16 protein-coding genes, 1 tRNA gene and 2 pseudogenes are annotated in these 16,617 nt (G+C 61.0%); 5 read left to right on the top strand and 14 right to left on the bottom strand.

Annotated features, from left to right (window positions below):
• Positions 1–70 precede the first annotated feature (70 nt).
• The 9 genes and pseudogenes from AC07X9_RS02600 to AC07X9_RS02560 all read right to left on the bottom strand — a co-directional run.
• Positions 71–397: pseudogene (locus AC07X9_RS02600) on the bottom strand (GtrA family protein); the annotation flags it as partial.
• Positions 385–1,194, bottom strand: a complete 810-nt coding sequence (locus AC07X9_RS02595) for a glycosyltransferase (protein WP_017182559.1) — start codon at positions 1,192–1,194, stop codon at positions 385–387. The gene AC07X9_RS02595 and the pseudogene AC07X9_RS02600, both read right to left, overlap by 13 nt.
• 10 nt (positions 1,195–1,204) lie before the next feature.
• Positions 1,205–1,957: a cephalosporin hydroxylase family protein gene (locus AC07X9_RS02590; RefSeq protein ID WP_017182558.1), complete on the bottom strand. Its 753-nt coding sequence runs from the start codon at positions 1,955–1,957 to the stop codon at positions 1,205–1,207.
• A 34-nt stretch (positions 1,958–1,991) separates the two neighbouring features.
• Positions 1,992–2,897, bottom strand: coding sequence for an NAD-dependent epimerase/dehydratase family protein (locus tag AC07X9_RS02585; RefSeq protein WP_026002291.1), 906 nt, complete (start codon positions 2,895–2,897; stop codon positions 1,992–1,994).
• A complete protein-coding gene (locus tag AC07X9_RS02580; protein WP_017182556.1) occupies positions 2,890–3,432 on the bottom strand; it encodes a dTDP-4-dehydrorhamnose 3,5-epimerase family protein in 543 nt (180 codons plus the stop codon). The genes AC07X9_RS02585 and AC07X9_RS02580 overlap by 8 nt, the downstream gene beginning before the upstream one ends.
• Positions 3,432–4,673: a class I SAM-dependent methyltransferase gene (locus AC07X9_RS02575; RefSeq protein WP_017182555.1), complete on the bottom strand. Its 1,242-nt coding sequence runs from the start codon at positions 4,671–4,673 to the stop codon at positions 3,432–3,434. Before AC07X9_RS02575 ends, AC07X9_RS02580 begins: the two co-directional genes overlap by 1 nt.
• Entirely contained in the window at positions 4,670–5,737 is a 1,068-nt protein-coding gene (gene rfbG, locus AC07X9_RS02570) for a CDP-glucose 4,6-dehydratase (protein ID WP_017182554.1), read from the bottom strand. Before rfbG ends, AC07X9_RS02575 begins: the two co-directional genes overlap by 4 nt.
• The gene (gene rfbF / locus AC07X9_RS02565; RefSeq protein WP_198430264.1) at positions 5,734–6,624 is read right to left on the bottom strand and encodes a glucose-1-phosphate cytidylyltransferase; all 891 of its coding nucleotides are present in this window, start codon (positions 6,622–6,624) and stop codon (positions 5,734–5,736) included. The genes rfbG and rfbF overlap by 4 nt, the downstream gene beginning before the upstream one ends.
• 133 nt (positions 6,625–6,757) lie before the next feature.
• Positions 6,758–7,224 (bottom strand): annotated as a pseudogene (locus AC07X9_RS02560) (transposase); the annotation flags it as partial.
• A 119-nt stretch (positions 7,225–7,343) separates the two neighbouring features.
• On the opposite strand from AC07X9_RS02560, the gene istA reads away from it, so the two are divergent.
• The gene (istA, locus tag AC07X9_RS02555; RefSeq protein WP_021238707.1) at positions 7,344–8,858 is read left to right on the top strand and encodes an IS21 family transposase; all 1,515 of its coding nucleotides are present in this window, start codon (positions 7,344–7,346) and stop codon (positions 8,856–8,858) included.
• Entirely contained in the window at positions 8,845–9,573 is a 729-nt protein-coding gene (gene istB / locus AC07X9_RS02550; protein ID WP_031304487.1) for an IS21-like element helper ATPase IstB, read from the top strand. The genes istA and istB overlap by 14 nt, the downstream gene beginning before the upstream one ends.
• A gap of 96 nt (positions 9,574–9,669) precedes the next feature.
• Here istB and AC07X9_RS02545 read toward each other — a convergent pair whose 3' ends face one another.
• Both AC07X9_RS02545 and AC07X9_RS02540 read right to left on the bottom strand, forming a co-directional pair.
• Positions 9,670–10,521: a tyrosine-type recombinase/integrase gene (locus AC07X9_RS02545; protein WP_254908026.1), complete on the bottom strand. Its 852-nt coding sequence runs from the start codon at positions 10,519–10,521 to the stop codon at positions 9,670–9,672.
• A 137-nt stretch (positions 10,522–10,658) separates the two neighbouring features.
• A tRNA-Thr gene (locus AC07X9_RS02540) sits at positions 10,659–10,734 on the bottom strand.
• Positions 10,735–10,922: 188 nt separating this feature from the next.
• Here AC07X9_RS02540 and AC07X9_RS02535 point away from each other — a divergent pair.
• Together AC07X9_RS02535 and AC07X9_RS02530 are read left to right on the top strand one after the other, a co-directional pair.
• Positions 10,923–12,275, top strand: coding sequence for a PAS domain-containing protein (locus AC07X9_RS02535; protein ID WP_017182090.1), 1,353 nt, complete (start codon positions 10,923–10,925; stop codon positions 12,273–12,275).
• A gap of 287 nt (positions 12,276–12,562) precedes the next feature.
• Entirely contained in the window at positions 12,563–13,789 is a 1,227-nt protein-coding gene (locus AC07X9_RS02530) for an NAD(P)/FAD-dependent oxidoreductase (protein ID WP_017182089.1), read from the top strand.
• 119 nt (positions 13,790–13,908) lie between these two features.
• Here AC07X9_RS02530 and AC07X9_RS02525 read toward each other — a convergent pair whose 3' ends face one another.
• Positions 13,909–14,412: a 2'-5' RNA ligase family protein gene (locus AC07X9_RS02525; protein ID WP_017182088.1), complete on the bottom strand. Its 504-nt coding sequence runs from the start codon at positions 14,410–14,412 to the stop codon at positions 13,909–13,911.
• On the bottom strand, positions 14,409–14,948 hold the full coding sequence (locus tag AC07X9_RS02520) for a peroxiredoxin (protein WP_086485438.1): 540 nt from the start codon (positions 14,946–14,948) through the stop codon (positions 14,409–14,411). Before AC07X9_RS02520 ends, AC07X9_RS02525 begins: the two co-directional genes overlap by 4 nt.
• A 109-nt stretch (positions 14,949–15,057) precedes the next feature.
• Between AC07X9_RS02520 and AC07X9_RS02515 the strand changes: the two genes are divergently transcribed.
• Positions 15,058–15,477: a hypothetical protein gene (locus tag AC07X9_RS02515; protein WP_017182086.1), complete on the top strand. Its 420-nt coding sequence runs from the start codon at positions 15,058–15,060 to the stop codon at positions 15,475–15,477.
• Positions 15,478–15,574: 97 nt separating this feature from the next.
• Here AC07X9_RS02515 and mltG read toward each other — a convergent pair whose 3' ends face one another.
• Positions 15,575–16,546 carry an endolytic transglycosylase MltG gene (gene mltG / locus AC07X9_RS02510; RefSeq protein WP_017182085.1) on the bottom strand — a complete coding sequence of 324 codons (972 nt, stop codon included), beginning with the start codon at positions 16,544–16,546 and terminating at the stop codon, positions 15,575–15,577.
• Positions 16,547–16,617: the final 71 nt, after the last annotated feature.

The following is a 16,617-nucleotide window of genomic DNA, read 5'->3' as shown; positions in this document are numbered from 1 at the left end:
GTTGCGGCGCAAAGATCACTGTGCGCAAGGCCAGAAAGGAAACCGCATTCACCGGGACGGCGGCAAGCAGGCCGGCCAGATAGAGATCGATCCCGAAGAAAGCGAGCGCGCCGATGAGCAGGATATTGGTGAGATAGAGCAGCGCCCACAGTGCCACGAACGGCACGAAGCGACTATCCAGTTGCGAACGGAAGGCGACCTTGCCCTGAGCCACGAAGCCGCTGCAGATCCCGGCAACCAGCGCTGCGAGGCTGGCAAACTGATAGCCGAGGCCAAGCGCGATACCCGCCGCGTAGATCGCGAAGGCGATGGCTGTGTTTGCCGCTCCTACAATGATGAAACGCAGCAATTGGCCGCTCTCACGGGCCAGATTGGTCCGTGCGCTTAGCCTAGCCACGCTCTGGCCCTGGCATAATAGCGGAAGGCTAATTTCTGCGCCGTGACGAACTGGCAGACCGCCGCTAAACGGGCCCGGCCAATGGCGCCGGGAGCACTATCGTGCTTGCGCGCGAGGCCCAGATATTCACTCAGCGTCGTACCGAGCAGCTTCCATGTCATGTTGTCGTTGGAATAGCGGTTGGCGATCAGCGGCCGATCAATGTGAAAAGCGCCGCCTTTGGACGCCAGTGACCATGACAGGTCGATGTCCATTGCATAGAGAAAATCGTCACCATAGCGCGTTTCGCCAAGCGCGCTGCGCCTGATGGCGATTGGAATGCCGAACAGGTTGCGCCCGCTCGCAAGGCATTTTCTGCCCGTGGCATCCGGATCGAACCGGCCCGATCGGGAGAATCGACGATGCGCCAGTGTACGGCGCTGATCGTCGACGTAAACGAGATCGCAATAGACGCTGGCAACATCGGGATTGTCGCTTAGCGCTGCCTGGGCGAGGTCCAGTGCAGCGGGGTCGGCCAGATAGTCGTCATGGCAAAGCAGCATGTATGCTTCGCTGGTCACGTCATCCAGCAGCGCGTTGAAGTGATCGCGCATTGGCAGGGTCTGTGTTCGGCGGATCACGCGCAGGGGCAAGCGGTCCTGCCACTCAGCCAGGATAGCGGCGGTGCCATCGGTCGAGGCGTTGTCGCTGACGAGCACTTCCACACCATCAAGGTTTTGCACCGCGATCGAACGCAGTGCCTCTGCAAGGAATCGTTCGCCGTTGTAGACGGGTATGGCTACGGTGAAGGCGGCCACCTGCCTGCTCTTACTTGCAGCGCCGGAGGTAGCCTTCGCGGGCAACCGAAATCTGCAGCTTGTCGTGCAGCGCGTTGTCGGTTTCGAACATATCGGTTTCCGCCAGATATGCCTTCACCGCGGTCAAAGGATTATTGCCGTGGCCCCAGGGGCGATCCCCAATGGCTTCATCGGGCAGATGTTCGACAAGGGTATCGAAAACAACGCAATAGCTGCCCAGACTGGTCATCGGGGCATAGGCACGCAGTTCTTCAAGAACATGATCGTGGGTGTGGTTGCTGTCGAGACAGACCAACACGCGCTTGGCATCGCCAACCAATTTGCCGACCTGAGCGATCACGGCGGGATCAATGCTCGATCCCTGGACGAGGTCGATGCGGCGCGAGAGCGGATGGGCCTCGATCGCTTTGCGATTAGGCTCGCGGATATCAATATCGATACCGATCACGCGCCCGCCGCTTGTTGCGGTGCAGGTCTGCAGCAGTTCGAGCATCGAGGCGTAGAAAATCAGCGATCCGCCCCGCGCAACACCAGTTTCCACCACAACTTCAGGGCGCAGTTTCCATATCAGTTCCTGCATGGCAACAATGTCTTGCGGGTACTGAATAATCGGCAGGCCGAGCCAGTCGAAGTTATAGGAATAGCCGAGTTCCTGCGCCTTCCCCAGCCAGTGATTGGTAAGATCTGCCATTGTCTCGTTCGAGCCGAGTTCGGCAACGAGTTCGCTGCGTTGCTGCGCGAAGGCTATGTCGGTGCTAGTCATATAAACTCCTTGCGCGGGATTGGTAAAATTATGGTTAATTTTTCTCTAACGAAGCCTTTGCGGCATCCACCAGTCCACGGGGCAGCGTGATCCGGGGCACGAAGCCGAGTTCCTTGGTCTGGCGCGTAATGTCGGGAACCAGCAGATGTGGTTCGCCTTCGCGGTCGCGCAGGGCGCCTAGCCGGACAAGGTCTGGGCGTTTGACAATGCCGCCAAGCGTTTCGACTATTTCCGCAATAGTCTTGTGCTCACCAGAGCCAAGATTGACGACGCCCTCCAGATCGGAGGCGCCAAGGCGAGCAATGGCAGTGCCAAGGTCGCGTACGTCGAGGAAATCACGGATTTGCGTGCCAGAGGAGCATAAGGCCGGTTCGCCCGCAGTGAGAGCGCGCAGCACGCTCGGCACCAGTCGACGCGGGTCTTCGCTTTCACCATAGGCGTTGAAAATGCGCACCCAGGCATGGCTTACATCAAGGCTGCGCAGGTGTTGAAGCAGAGCGAATTTTGCGCGGCCATAGGGAAAGGGAATCTGCCCCGGCTCAATCGTTTCATCCTCACGGCGCGGAGCGGTGCTATGACCTGAATATTCAGCGCAGGTGCCGCAGGCAACGATCCGCCTGCCCCCTTGTCGCACGAAGGCATCGAACAAGGCCATGCCCGCTTCGAGCCATGCGGCATTTTGGGGATCGTGCCAGAAGGCACCATGTGCGGTGGTCCAGGCGCAGTGGATCAGGATGTCAGGTTTGAGCGTATCGATCAGCGCAGCGCAAGCGCCGGAACTACGCAGGTCGATATTGTGCCAGGTTCCGACATCAGCGCCGCCTGTTTCGCGCGTGGTACAGTGGATATCCGCATCGGAGGGCAGATTTCTCAATACCTGGCGCCCGATGAAACCTGTGGCGCCGGTTAGAAGGATACGGTCGGAGCGCGTGTCAGTCACCGGTCAAGTCTTTGACGAAGGGCAGCGTCCGGTCGCGATCGGAAAGAACGACGGGCGGCATCGGCCAATTGATCGCCAGATCGGGATCATCCCAACGCACGCCCATTTCAACGCCTGGCCGATGCGCTCTGCTGAACTGGTAGAGGACGTCGCAGTCATCCTGAAGGGTGATGAAGCCGTGCGCCACACCGCGCGGCAGGTAAAGCGCATTACCTCGTGCGGCATCAAGTTCGACGCTGATATGCTGGAGGTATGTTGGCGACGCGGGACGGAGGTCAACCGCGACATCGAATATCCGGCCAGCGATGCAGCGGACAAGCTTCGCCTCGCCGTCAGCCTCGGGAATGAAATGCAGACCGCGCAAAGTGCCAGTTGCAGTGTTGCGCGAAATCGCCGCCTGAGCCTCCACCAACTCAAGACCATGCTCAGCAAACGCGGCACTGCAATAGGTGCGCTGGAAGCTGCCGCGCGCATCGGTATGAACCCCGCCGGAAAAGGCAAAAACTCCACCGATCGGGGTCGCGGTGAACTGCATCAGAATATCTCTATCCGAGGAATAGCGACAACGAAGCGACCGCCCCAGTCGCGCAACTGGCATAACTGCGCCGCAATCTCGTCGCGCAGGTTCCAGGGCAGGATCAGGACATAGTCCGGCCGTGCCTCGATCAATTCCTCAGGTGCGAGAATCGGGATGTTGACGCCCGGTAAATAGTGCCCCTGTTTGTGCGGGCTGCGATCGACGGTGAATGGCAGCAGTTCGGGACCCACCCCGCAATAGTTGAGCATGGTACTGCCCTTGGCCGGCGCGCCGTAGCCGAGCACCTTCTTGCCTGCGCGCTTCGTCTTGATGAGGAAATCGAGAAGTTCGATCTTGCGCTGCTCAACTTCATTCGCAAAGCCCCGATAGGTAGCCGCACTGTCGAGCCCCGCGCGCTTCTCGGCCAACCGGACCCGGTCAAGACCAACGGCCAATTCAACACTGCCAAGCCCGGCCCCCTCGTGGCTGGCATATACGCGAAGCGAGCCGCCATGCGTCGGCAACTCCTCCACGCCGTAAACCTCTAGGCCGTACGCGCCCAGCATCCGCTCAACGGTGAGCAGTGAAAGGTAGGAAAAATGCTCATGGTAGATTGTGTCGAACTGGCAGCTCTCAAGCATACGCAAGATGTGCGGAAATTCGATGGTGAAGGTGCCCCCTGGCTTCAAGATGGCCGGGATGCCGCCAATGAAATCCTTGGGATCAGGAACGTGCGCCAAGACATTGTTGGCCGCGATCAGGTCTGCCGCAATCCCTTGCGAGGCCAGCCTTGCTGCCAGTGAGACACCGAAGAAATCGACCACGGTTTCAATACCGTGCTTTTCCTTCGCGGCGCGCGCAGTGTTTGCGGTCGGATCAATGCCAAGCACGGGTATTCCGGCCTGTTTGAAATATTGCAGCAGATAGCCATCATTGCTGGCCAGTTCGACAACGAGGGAATCGCCGTTTAGGGCCTGTGCTGCAATCATGGTATGGGCGTAATCCCGCGCATGGCGCAGCCAGCTTTCTGAGAACGACGAAAAATAGACATAGTCCTCGGTAAAGTGTGCGGGCATCTCGACACGGGTGAGCTGGACCAGCCAGCACGCCTCGCACACCATCGCCTTGAGCGGATAGAAGGTCTGCCCGCGCCCGGCAGCGTCGCGAATATTGCGAAGTTCGTTTGATACCGGCGTCAACCCGAGATCCGCAACGGTGGTGGTCAGCTTGGTCGCGCAGAAGCGGCAAGTCTCGGTCATGCGCTCGCGCCCCCCTGTTCCATGGCTTCGATCTGGCGGATCGTCACGTCCCACATGTCCGCTCCAGCGGCATAGGCTCGATACCATTGCACGGCTTTTTCAACTCCGGTTTCCAGCGGCCAATGCGGGATCCAGCCCAGCCGGTCGGCGGCCTTTGACGAGTCCAGCGCGAGCAACCGTTCTTCAAAAACGCTGTCACTGGCTTGCGTCTCGACGCGCGCGTCGTCCGACCAACTAGCGGCGAGCAGGTGGGCAAGATCGCCGACTGGGCGACAGTCCTGCACGTCGGGACCGAAATTCCACTTGCCGGAATATTGCTTTGGTTGGTTCACCAGTCCTTCCGCAAGAACAAGATAGCCGCGCAGCGGGTCAAGGACGTGCTGCCACGGTCGGGTCGAAGCCGGATTGCGCAGAACCAGCGGCTGGCCGGTCGAGAAAGTGCGGATGGCATCTGGCACCAGCCTGTCCGCCGCCCAATCACCGCCCCCGAAAATGTTGCCGGCGCGGATAGTGGCGACGCCCTTGCCCTGTTCGTTCAGATAAGAGTGCTGCCAGGCATCAACGATGAATTCACTGGCGGCCTTGCTGGCGCTATACAGTTCGCGCCCGCCAAGTTCGTCGTCCTCTGTATAGGGTTCGGCGCGCTCAAGATTACGATATACCTTGTCGGTAGTGACTACGGCAACGGCCTTCACCCCAGGGTTGCGACGAACCGCCTCGAGCAAATTGGCTGTCCCCATGACGTTGGACCTGACAGTCTCGATCGGGTGGGCATGAGCATAGCGCACCAGCGGTTGCGCCGCCAAATGGAACACGACCGAAGGAGCGGCTTGGTCGAGCACACGGCAAAGCTGATCAAGGTCGCCGATGTCAGCCAGAACGGACGAGGCAAGCCTGCTCGGAAGACCGGTCGCATCGAAGAAGGCCGGTTCGGTATTGGGCGCGAGCGCATAGCCGTGCACGTGGGCGCCACAATGGATCAGATAGGCAGCCAGCCAGCCGCCCATGAAGCCGGTATGTCCGGTCAGGAAAACTGATCGCCCGCTCCAGAAATTCTTGCTCACGCCCAGACTTTCCAAGGTGCCCGCCCGGCTTTCCAGTAATTCTCAAGCAAGTGCTTTTCCCGCGGCGTATCCATACACTGCCAAAATCCGTCATGGCGAAAAACGGACAACTGCCCTTCGCGCGCAAGCGGCTGGAGCACGTCGGCCTCCAAAGTGAGATTGGGATCATCGGGCAGGCGTTCAAAGATCGAACGGTGCAGGACGAAAAAACCCCCGTTGATCCAGCCCTTGCCGGTCTGCGGTTTCTCTTCGAACGAGGTGACAGAATCGCCGTCGAGCCCCAGTTCACCGAAACGGGAAGAGGGGCGCACCGCGGTTACCGTGGCGAGTTTACCCGACGTTTCGTGATGAGTGCGTAGCTGATCAAGGTCGACATCGCACAGCCCGTCGCCATAGGTGGCCATGAAGATATCACCCTCAATATGGCGCAATGCCCGTTTGAGGCGCGCCGCAGTCAACGTCGCTTCGCCGGTATCCTGGATCACAACTTTCCAGTCGATCCTGTCTCGCTCGCCGCCCAGCAACGAAACCGAGGAACTGGCGAAATCGATCAGCAAGTCATTGGAATAATTGTCGTAATTGAGGAAGAAATCCTTGATGACTTCCTGCTTGTAACCAGCGCACAGGACGAAACTGTCATGTCCGAATTGCCGATAGAAGCGCATGATGTGCCACAGGATCGGCTTGCCACCGATTTCGACCATGGGTTTGGGGCGGTTTACCGTTTCCTCGCCCAATCGTGTCCCCAGACCGCCGCACAAAAGAGCTACCTGCATTAATATTCGCCCCGTTCCTGCCTGCTTTTCCCACCGCAGCTTACTGTCGGCGGGGCAATTATGGTTTATGGCTGCTAATATGACTTGGTTAACAAATAGGTTATGTCGCAAAGCTTGATCAACCTGAGAATGGTTGGCTGTCGCGGGAAATATCTGGGAAGGAAATTTGATCTGCCCCCTTCTGAATGGTCCAAAATCCCTGTTATTTTGGACGACGAAGGAGTTAGCGGTCAGGACTCACCGATCAGAGCCAGAAAATGACGGTTGCGGTGAGGGCGATGGCGGATAAGAACGCGGTTGGGCATCGATCGTAGCAGGTAGCGACCCGCCGCCAGTCCTTCAGGCGGCCGAACATGATCTCTATGCGGTTTCGGCGCTTGTCATATTTGATGGCCGTGTTCCGGGATTTGCGGCCCAGGATGCAGGGCGTGATCCCTGACTTGGCCCGCGGTCATAAAGAAGCTGAACGGGCGACCATTCGCGTCCGTCACGGCATGAAGCTTGGTGTTCATGCCGCCTTTCGTGCGTCCGATCAGGCGGCTCGCATTCCCTTTTTACCACCAGGCCCGATGTAGTGCGTTGCGGGTTGAGATAGGTCGCGTCGATCATCACCGTGTTGCGCTCGGAAGCCTGGGGCGCAACCAGCCCTTCCATCATCCGCAGGAACACGCCCTTATCGCTCCACCGCTTGTAGAGCGTCTTGTGTGGCCCGGAATGAGGATCAGCGTGCAATAGGCACCCCCTTCGTGGGGTGATCGGCGTGCAAAAAGGACCCCTTCATCCCGGGGATTTAGTCGGCCGACTGGTTTTGATCAGTTGGCGAGAACGGGATGTTGATCGTGGAGACAGTGGTTCGGATTCGGCGTGAGCATGCAGCGGGTAAGGCGATCAAGGCGATCGCTCGTGACCTTCGTTTGTCGCGGAAGGTCGTCCGCAAAGCGATCCGGTCGCCGGAGGCGGCGTTCAACTATCAGCGCAAAGTCCAGCCGCTGCCGCGGATCGGTCCTTATCAGGATCGTCTCGATGCGCTGCTTGAGGAGAACGAAGGTCGCGGCCGCCGCGATCGGCTACGGATGACGCGTATCCATGACCTGCTGGTGCGCGAGGGGTTCGATGGATCCTATGATGCGGTGCGCCGCTATGCGGCGCGCTGGCGTGCTGCGCGGCGGAAGGATGCTGGCGAAGGCGCACCGGCGTTCATCCCGATGACCTTCCAGCCGGGTGAGGCCTACCAGTTCGACTGGAGCCACGAGGATGTGGAGATCGCCGGCAAGCCGATGCGGGTGAAGGTGGCGCATATGCGTCTCTGCGACTCGCGCGCACCCTATGTCCGGGCCTATCCGCGCGAGGGCCAGGAGATGCTGTTCGATGCCCATGCCCGGGCGTTCGCGTTCTTCGGCGGTGTGCCGCGACGCGGTATCTACGATAATATGAAGACGGCGGTGACGGCCGTGTTCACCGGCAAGGAGCGTGTGTTCAACCGCCGCTTCCTGATCATGACCGATCATTACATGGTCGAGCCGACCGCCTGCTCGCCGGCGGCGGGATGGGAGAAGGGCCAGGTCGAGCAGCAGGTCCAGACAATCCGAGGCCGCTTCTTCCAGCCGCGGCTCCGGTTCGCCAGCCTGGCCGAGCTCAACGGGTGGCTGGAGGCCGAGTGCCGGCGCTGGGCCGAGCATCATGCCCATCCCGAACGCGGGGATATTACCGTCGCCGAGGCGCTGGATATGGAGCGACCGGCCCTGCAGCCGATCCTGGCACCGTTCGACGGCTTCCATGAGAGCGAGCATGCCGTCACCGGCACCTGCCTCATCAGCTTCGATCGCAACCGCTACTCGGTCATGTCGACGGCCGCACGCCGGACCGTTCAGGTGCGCTCCTATGCCGATCGCATCGTCATACGCTGCGGCGATGCGATCGTCGGGGAGCATGAGCGCCACTTCGGTCGGAACCGCACGATATACGATCCCTGGCATTATCTGCCGGTCCTCGCGCACAAGCCCGGCGCGCTGCGTAACGGCGCACCGTTCCAGGACTGGGATCTGCCGCCCGCCCTGCACCGATTACGGCGAAGGCTCGGCACCGGGGACGAGGCCGATCGCAGGTTCGTGCGGGTCCTCTCGGCGGTGCTCACCGATGGCCTGGAGCCGGTAGAGGCTGCCGTGCGCGAAGCGTTGGCGAACGGAACGGCCAGCGACGAGCTGATCCTCAACATCCTCTCCCGGCGCCGCGAGCCGGCGACACCCCACAGCATCGTCACTTCGGAAGACCGGATGCTGCAGCATCCTCCGCTCGCCGACTGTGCCCGCTATGATCTGCTGCGAGGCTATGATGCAGCGGCATGATATGATCGACACGATGCGCGGCCTCGGACTCAAGGGCATGGCGGCGGCGTTCGACGAGGCGGTCACCACCGGCCTCCAGCGCAAGCGCACCACCATGGAGATACTGACCGACCTGCTCCGTGCTGAGGCGACCCACCGGGATGCAGCCTCCATCCGCTATCGGATGACGGCTGCGAGGCTGCCCGTGGTGAAGGACCTGGAGCGGTTCAGCTTCGAGGGCACACCGATCAATGAGGAGATGATCCGCTCCCTTCACGATGGCTCCTTCCTCCCGCCTCGCCGCAATATCGTGCTGGTCGGCGGCACGGGGACAGGCAAGACCCACCTCGCCATCGCGATCACCGCCAATGTCGTGCGAAGGGGCGCTCGCGCCCGCTACTTCAACACCGTCGATCTGGTGACACGCCTCGAAGAGGAGACCCGGATCGGCAAAGGCGGGACCCTGGCGGCGCAGCTGTCGCGGCTCGACCTGATCGTTCTCGACGAGCTCGGTTATCTGCCGTTCGCCCGCTCGGGAGGGCAGTTGCTGTTCCACCTCATCAGCAAGCTTTATGAGCGGACCAGCGTCATCATCACCACGAACCTCGCCTTCGGCGAATGGCCGACCGTGTTCGGCGATCCCAAGATGACCACGGCGCTGCTCGACCGCGTCACCCACCACTGCGATATCGTCGAGACGGGCAACGACAGCTGGCGCTTCAAAAACCGCAGCTGACAGCCACCTTCGGCGCCTTCAAAAATCTATCTTGCGCTGCGCGCGCCTCCGGTCGGGCTACGCCCGCCCTCCGCCGCACGCAGCGCAAGGCCATCTTCAACAAACCAGCATCATATTATCTGAAAAGGGGGTCCCTCTTCGACGCCGATCGGGGGTCCCTTTTGAACGCCGTTTGACACCCTTCCGCAACTCGCCCGGCCTCAAATAGACATGAGGAGCAAGCTGCAGAGCAATCCGAGTTTCGATCTTGCCGCCATAGCCGTCGATCGCGCGGAGAAGTTCGCCGACCTTCACCGGATCGAGCAATGCGGCGTGATGCTTTACCTTCGGCGTGGTGAGCGCGCCTCGCAGGATGTCTGCCGGATTGTGCTGAGCCCGCAGCGTAGCAACCGCATAGCGGAAAATGCGCCCGGAAAATGAACGGAGACGGATAGCCGATTCATGATGACCTTTCCGCTCCAAGCGCTTGAGCGACTGGAGAAGCTCATGGGCGGTAATGTCGGCTATCGGCCGATGTCCGATGGAGGGATCAAGCAGGTCGCGAAACCATCGCGCCTTCTTGAGAGTGGCAGGGGCCTTCGCCTCCCGCTCCATCTTTTCGATGAACTCGTCTGCCACTACTCGGAATGTGGTGCGGGCCGCCAATTCGGCCTCCACCTTCGCCTGCAAACGAACCGCCAAAGGGTCCTGCCCTCCGCTCAACTGCTCGCGCGCTTCATCACACTTCTTGCGCGCCTCCTTCAGGCTCACATCGGGATAGCGCCCGAGCGCCATCTTCTTCTCAATGCCGTGAAACCGGAACTTCACCCGCCACAGATAGGAGCCCGATGGCGAGACCAACAGGTACAGACCCTTCTCGTCAGCAACCTTGTAGGGCTTCTCCCTGGGTTTGAGGGCATTGATCTGAACCGTTGTAAGCATCTGGGGGCCTCGACTCAAAAATGTCAAAAAGGCCCCCAATTCGAGGCCCCCAAATCACCCGGATAAGGGTGGACAGGAGCAAACGACACCGGAAAGCCGATGCCCAATTATACCAGTTTTTCAGGGGTTTTTCGAGGTTTCAGGCCCCTCGAAAAGGGCGGTTCTGGTGCCGCTTACAGGACTCGAACCTGTGACCCCCGCATTACGAATGCGATGCTCTACCAACTGAGCTAAAGCGGCGTTGCGGCGGGCAGATAACAGTGGTTGGGCCTTAGGACAAGCGGGCAATTGCATTGTCGGGTCGGTCTTTTTGCAGGCGGCACGGCATATGGCCGTTCGGCGCTGCCATCTTTACGGCAAATTTACCATCCGATGCCACTGTCGAGTCCCAAAGAGGCAGAATTTTGCCTGAAATAGGGACGGACCGGATGGACACTCTGCGGGGGCATGACGTCGCCAACGACCAGGACGATTTCGATTATGCCGATGATGCGGCGATCGACGCACCGTTGACGGTGGTATCGGACGAGCGGCGGATGCAGGTGCGCGCCTATAATTACTGGGCGTCGCTGCTGGGGGATCGCACCCTGCCATCGATCGAGGATCTGTCGCCTGACCAGTTGGAAGATTTCGGCCCGCACAGCGTATTGCTGGATTTTTCCACCGGGCTCGACAATCCCGCCATCGTATATCTCGGCTCCGCCTTGCGGCAGGAGTGCGAAATTGACGGGTCCATCAGCTATATCAATGATGTACCCGCCCGGTCGCTGCTGTCGCGGCTGACCGATCATTATCTCCAGATTATCGCCAATGCCGCGCCCATCGGATTCGAAGCCGAATTCGTCAACCAGCGCGATGCAGAGATATTATATCGCGGCATATTGATGCCCTTTTCGTCCGATGACGAGACGATCGATTTCGTGTTCGGCGTGATCAACTGGAAGGAACTGGCCAGCCGCGACGAGCGGCAGGCGCTGGAACTGGAAGTCAGCGCGGCGCTGTCCAGCATCATGCCAGCGCCGACGAACGTGCCCGTATGGGCAGATGGCCCGGCGGGCGGCGACACGGTCGATGACGCGGTCGATGCTGCCCCCCTCCCCCCTTCCGCTGCTCCTTCCGCCCCCATGCCCGTCGCTTCGCTCGATGAAGAGCCGCTGGACCTGTCCGGCATGGAAAGCCCGACCGATGACGCGCCGCTCGCCGACTGGCTGGCGCTGGCTCGCGACGGTGCCGACCAGTTCCGTACCAGCGAAGCGCGCAGCCATGCCGCGCTCTATCGCGCGATCGGCCTGGCCTATGATTTTGCGCTGGTGGCGCAGGCGCGGCCCGACGACTATGCCGAACTGCTGGCCGATTGCGGCATCAAGGTGCAGGCGCGCAGCCCGATGACCGCGATCATCAAGCTGGTTTTCGGCGCCGGATATGACAAGACGCGGATCACCGAATATGCGACTGTTCTGGACCATGGCCGTGCCCTGGGCCTGGGCGTGGGCATGCTGGCCGACCATCTGTCAAACTATGCAGGCGGGCTCAAGGCGCTGGTGCGCGACGAGCGGGCGTTGCGCCGAGCCGAGGCGCCGCCGCGCCCCGACAAGCGCGAAACGGCGCGAAACGCGATGAAAGCCGCCGCTGCCATCGATCCGCAGGCCCTGGCCACGGACACAGACGGGCTGGCGATTGTCGTCGCACGGCGCGAAGCCGATGGCAGCCTGGCGCTGGTCGCGCAGTTGCCCGAAGGATCGGACCTGGCGCAGCGGGTCATGCTCGCCGCCGCGCGTTAAGCGGGAAAGCAACCCGCGAGCGATCCCCGCAGGCGTGGAAACGCGAATCGACCGATGTTCTGTATCGGCGCGATGACCTGCTTCCTGCGCGGGTCTGGCCTGCCGACATTTTCGACGCCTTAGCGCCCTTACGGAGCGATCAAAGCGCCACAATTCGGAGTCGGAACAGCGCGGGGGCGCAGCACGGACGTCGCTCTTTTGACCGCAATTGCCGCACATCGCCCTTGCCACCACCGGCAAAGCGCGCCAATCAGCGGCGCAATGGGGATAAAGAGGATAGCGGGCCAATGAGCTATTATGACGTATTGATTGTGGGCGCAGGCCATGCGGGAGCACAGGCGGCGATTTCCCTGCGTCAGTCGGGCTTTGAAGGCTCCGTCGCGATGATCGGCGACGAAAAGGACCCGCCCTACGAACGTCCGCCGCTGTCGAAGGAATATTTCGCAGGCGACAAGAGCTTCGACCGCATCCTGATCCGTCCCGCCGCCTTCTGGGGTGAGCGCAATGTCGACATGCTGCTGGGCCGCCGCGTGAAGAGCGTCGATCCCGTTGGCAAGTTCGTGACCGTAGGGGATCAGGAAATCGGCTATAACAAGCTGATCTGGTGCACCGGCGGCAATCCCCGGATGTTGACCTGCAACGGGGCGGATGCGGCCAATGTCCATGCCGTGCGCCGTCGCGACGATGTCGATGCGATGATGGCGAAGATCGACAGCATCAATCATGTGACCATCATCGGCGGTGGTTATATCGGGCTGGAAGCCGCCGCCGTCCTGTCCAAATTCGGCAAGAAGGTCGTGCTTCTGGAAGCGCTCGACCGGGTGCTGGCGCGGGTCGCGGGCGAGGAACTGTCGCGCTTTTACGAAGCGGAACATCGCGCCCATGGCGTCGACCTGCGCACCGGCGCGCGGATGGATTGCATCGAAGTCACAGACGGCAAGGCAACGGCCGTGCTGATGGCCGATGGTGAGCGGATCGTCACCGACATGGTCATCGTGGGCATTGGCATCATCCCCGAAACCGGCCCGCTGATCGCGGCGGGCGCTGCGGGGGGCAATGGCGTGGATGTCGACGAATATTGCCGCACCAGCCTGCCCGACATTTATGCCGTGGGCGATTGCGCCGCCCATGCCAACCGCTTTGCGGGCGGCGCGCAGATGCGCGTGGAATCGGTGCAGAACGCCAATGACCAGGCCAAGACCGCCGTGGCGCACATCATGGGCAAGGAAGAAGCCTATAACGCGGTGCCATGGTTCTGGTCGAACCAATATGATCTGAAACTCCAGACCGTCGGCCTTTCGACCGGTTATGACCAGACGATCCTGCGTGGCGATCCGGCTGCGCGCAGCTTCTCGATAGTATATCTCAAGGGCGGCAAGGTGATCGCGCTGGATTGCGTCAATATGGTCAAGGATTATGTCCAGGGCCGCGCGCATGTGCTGGCTGGCGCGGCGCTCGATCCGGAGCAACTGGCGGATGCGAGTGTGCCGTTGAAGGAAGTCGGGTTGGCCTGAAACGCCAGCTACCGAAATAACGATCCGTTCGCCCTGAGCGTGCCGAAGGGGCGTTCTTCCTGGCGAAGAAGGGCTGGGCTTCGACAGGCTCAGCCCGAACGGATTGGGCGATAAGTCCCCTACCCGCGGAAACTTGCCTTCATGGCCAGTTCCCACGGACCGCCGCGATAATGCCAGGCGGCAAGGCCCGCGATGACGAACGGGCGCGGCTGGAAATCCGCGCGCAGGGCCTCCGCCAGCGCTTTGGCCTCTGCCGGCTTCACTTTATTTTGCACCGTCACATGCAGGCGCGGTCGGGCCTGGTCCTGCGGCGTCAGCAGGCCAGTGAAGGCGTCGGCCAGTTCGTCGCGCATCGCCGACAGTTGCGGACTGTCGATCCGAAAGGCCACCCCCTGCCCCAGCAGCATCACCTCGCTCAGTCGCGCGGCTGGCGCGGGGCCACGGCATAGCGCCTTGATGCGCGCGCTTACCTCCGCCAGCGCGGAAGGCGGCAGATGATGGAACAGGGTGATGTGCGCGGACAGGACATTGCGGTCGGGCGGAAAATGCGCGCGGCGCAATCCATCCGCCCAGGCAAAGTCCGCCGCGCCCATCAGGGCGCTGACGATAATCGGGGCGCTCACCCGGCGGGATGCGCCTTCAGCCAGTCCAGCACGGGTTCTGGCCGGGTTTCGCCATAGGGGTCGTCATCTTCGCCCATATCGTTGATCCCCGGCTCCTCGAACCAGGCGACGACCTTGCCGTCGTCCACGACCATCGCATAGCGCCAACTGCGGTCACCAAAACCCAGATGATTTTTCTTGATCAACATGCCCATGCGGCGCGTGAAATCACCCGATCCGTCCGGCAGCAGCTTCACATTGCTGACGCCCAGATGCTTGCCCCACTGGAACATGACGAAGGCATCGTTGACCGACACGCAATAGACATCATCCACGCCCAGCGCCTTGAAATCATCATAATAGCGTTCGAAGGCGGGGCATTGTTCGGTCGAACAGGTGGGCGTGAACGCGCCGGGCAGAGAAAACACCACCGCCCGCTTGCCGGCGAAAAGGTCGCCGGTATGCACATCCTCCCAGCGAAACGGGTTCGGTCCCTCGACGCTCTCGTCGCGCACGCGGGTCTTGAGGGTTATATTCGGTACGGATCGTCCCAGCATGGTTCATGTCCTTCCATGTCTCGCCGCTTCCGCGCGGCCCTTCACACGTATATGATCAGTCCATGACGCCCCTGCAACGGGACACGTCATAGAGGGAGGGGATTGGATCATGAATATGCCGCGATATTTTATCGTCATCGCCATCGTCCTTTTGTTGTGGAACCTGATGGGACTGGCTGCCTTTGCCATGCAATATACCGCTGACCTGACCGAATTGGCCAAGTCCGATCCGGTTACCGCACAGGCGTTCGCCGCCATGCCGGCCTGGGTTTGGATCGCCTATGCCATCGCCGTGGGTGCAGGCACGCTGGGGGCTGTTCTGCTGCTGATGAAGAAGGCGACCGCCGCGAGCCTGTTCCTGCTCTCGCTGATCGCTGTCGTCGTCCAGTTTGGCTATACCTTCCTTGGCACCGATCTGCTGGCATTGAAGGGACCATCGGTCATCGCATTTCCAGCGTTCATCGTGGTGATGGCCATCATCCAACTGCTCTATGCTCGCAATCTGGTGGGCAAGGGCGTGCTGCGCTGATCAGCAGCGCCGGATCGCCCATTGGCGCCACGCGCAGGCGATAAAGATTATGGACATGCCAACCGCATCCCGGCCACGATCCGGGATGCGGACAGGGTTACAATTCGCCTCTGGACCGCCTGATCTCAAACCATTTGCGCACATTTTCATTATGCTGCTGATAGGTATCGGCGAAGATGTGCCCGCCCTTGCCATCCGCGACGAAATAGAGCGCCTTGGTCTCCGCCGGATGCAGCACGGCGGCGATCGACAGGCGCCCCGGATTGGCGATCGGTCCCTTAGGCAGGCCAACCATCGCATAGGTATTGTAATCGTTGACCGCCGCAATCTCCGATTTGCGGATGCGGCGGCCCAACGGCTTGCCGCGCGTGATCGGGTAGATGATCGTGGGGTCGGCCTGCAACATCATGTTGGTGCGCAGCCGGTTGCTGTAGACGCCGGCCACCATCTGCCGTTCGGACGGCAGGGCGGTTTCCTTTTCGACGATGCTGGCCAGGATGATGGCCTCTCGCGGGCTTTTGGCGACCGTGTTCGGCGCCCGTTCGGCCCATAGCTTCGCCAGTTCCTTGTCCATCGCCGCCTGCATCCGCGCCAGCACCGCCGCGCGGCTCTCGCCCTTGTCGAAGGCATAGCTGTCGGGCAGCACGCTGCCTTCGTCCGGCACCTTTATATCGCCGGTCAGCTGGTCGTTGGCCATCAGCCGCTCATGCACCAGGATGGACGGCATCCCTTCGGGGATGGTGATCAGGCGGGTCAGCGTCTTGCCGCCTTGCAGGATCGATAGAATGTCGCTGTTGCTGGCACCGGCGGGGATGATGAATTCGCCCGCCTTGATCGACTTGCCGCCGCCAAATATCTTGGCCCGCGTCAGAAAGGCGTCTGCGGACAGCACCGCGCCAGACCGCTTGAGCAGCACTGCCGCGTCGGACAGCGTCGCCCCCTCCGGCACCACGATGCTGATGTCCTGCTTCGCCGGGCCTTGCTCGGTCCAGCCCGCAACGAAGCGGAAGGCGATAAAGGCAGCGACGGCCAGGCCGATCAGCAGAATGATACAGCCGAACTTCTGCATCGGATTTGCGCCGGATCGTCTCGCCATCATTACAACCGCCCAATCCGCAGTAAGAGAATATCCATTACCGC

Source organism: Sphingobium sp. GW456-12-10-14-TSB1 (assembly GCF_059424385.1).
This window is presented reverse-complemented; position numbering and strand designations above follow the sequence as displayed.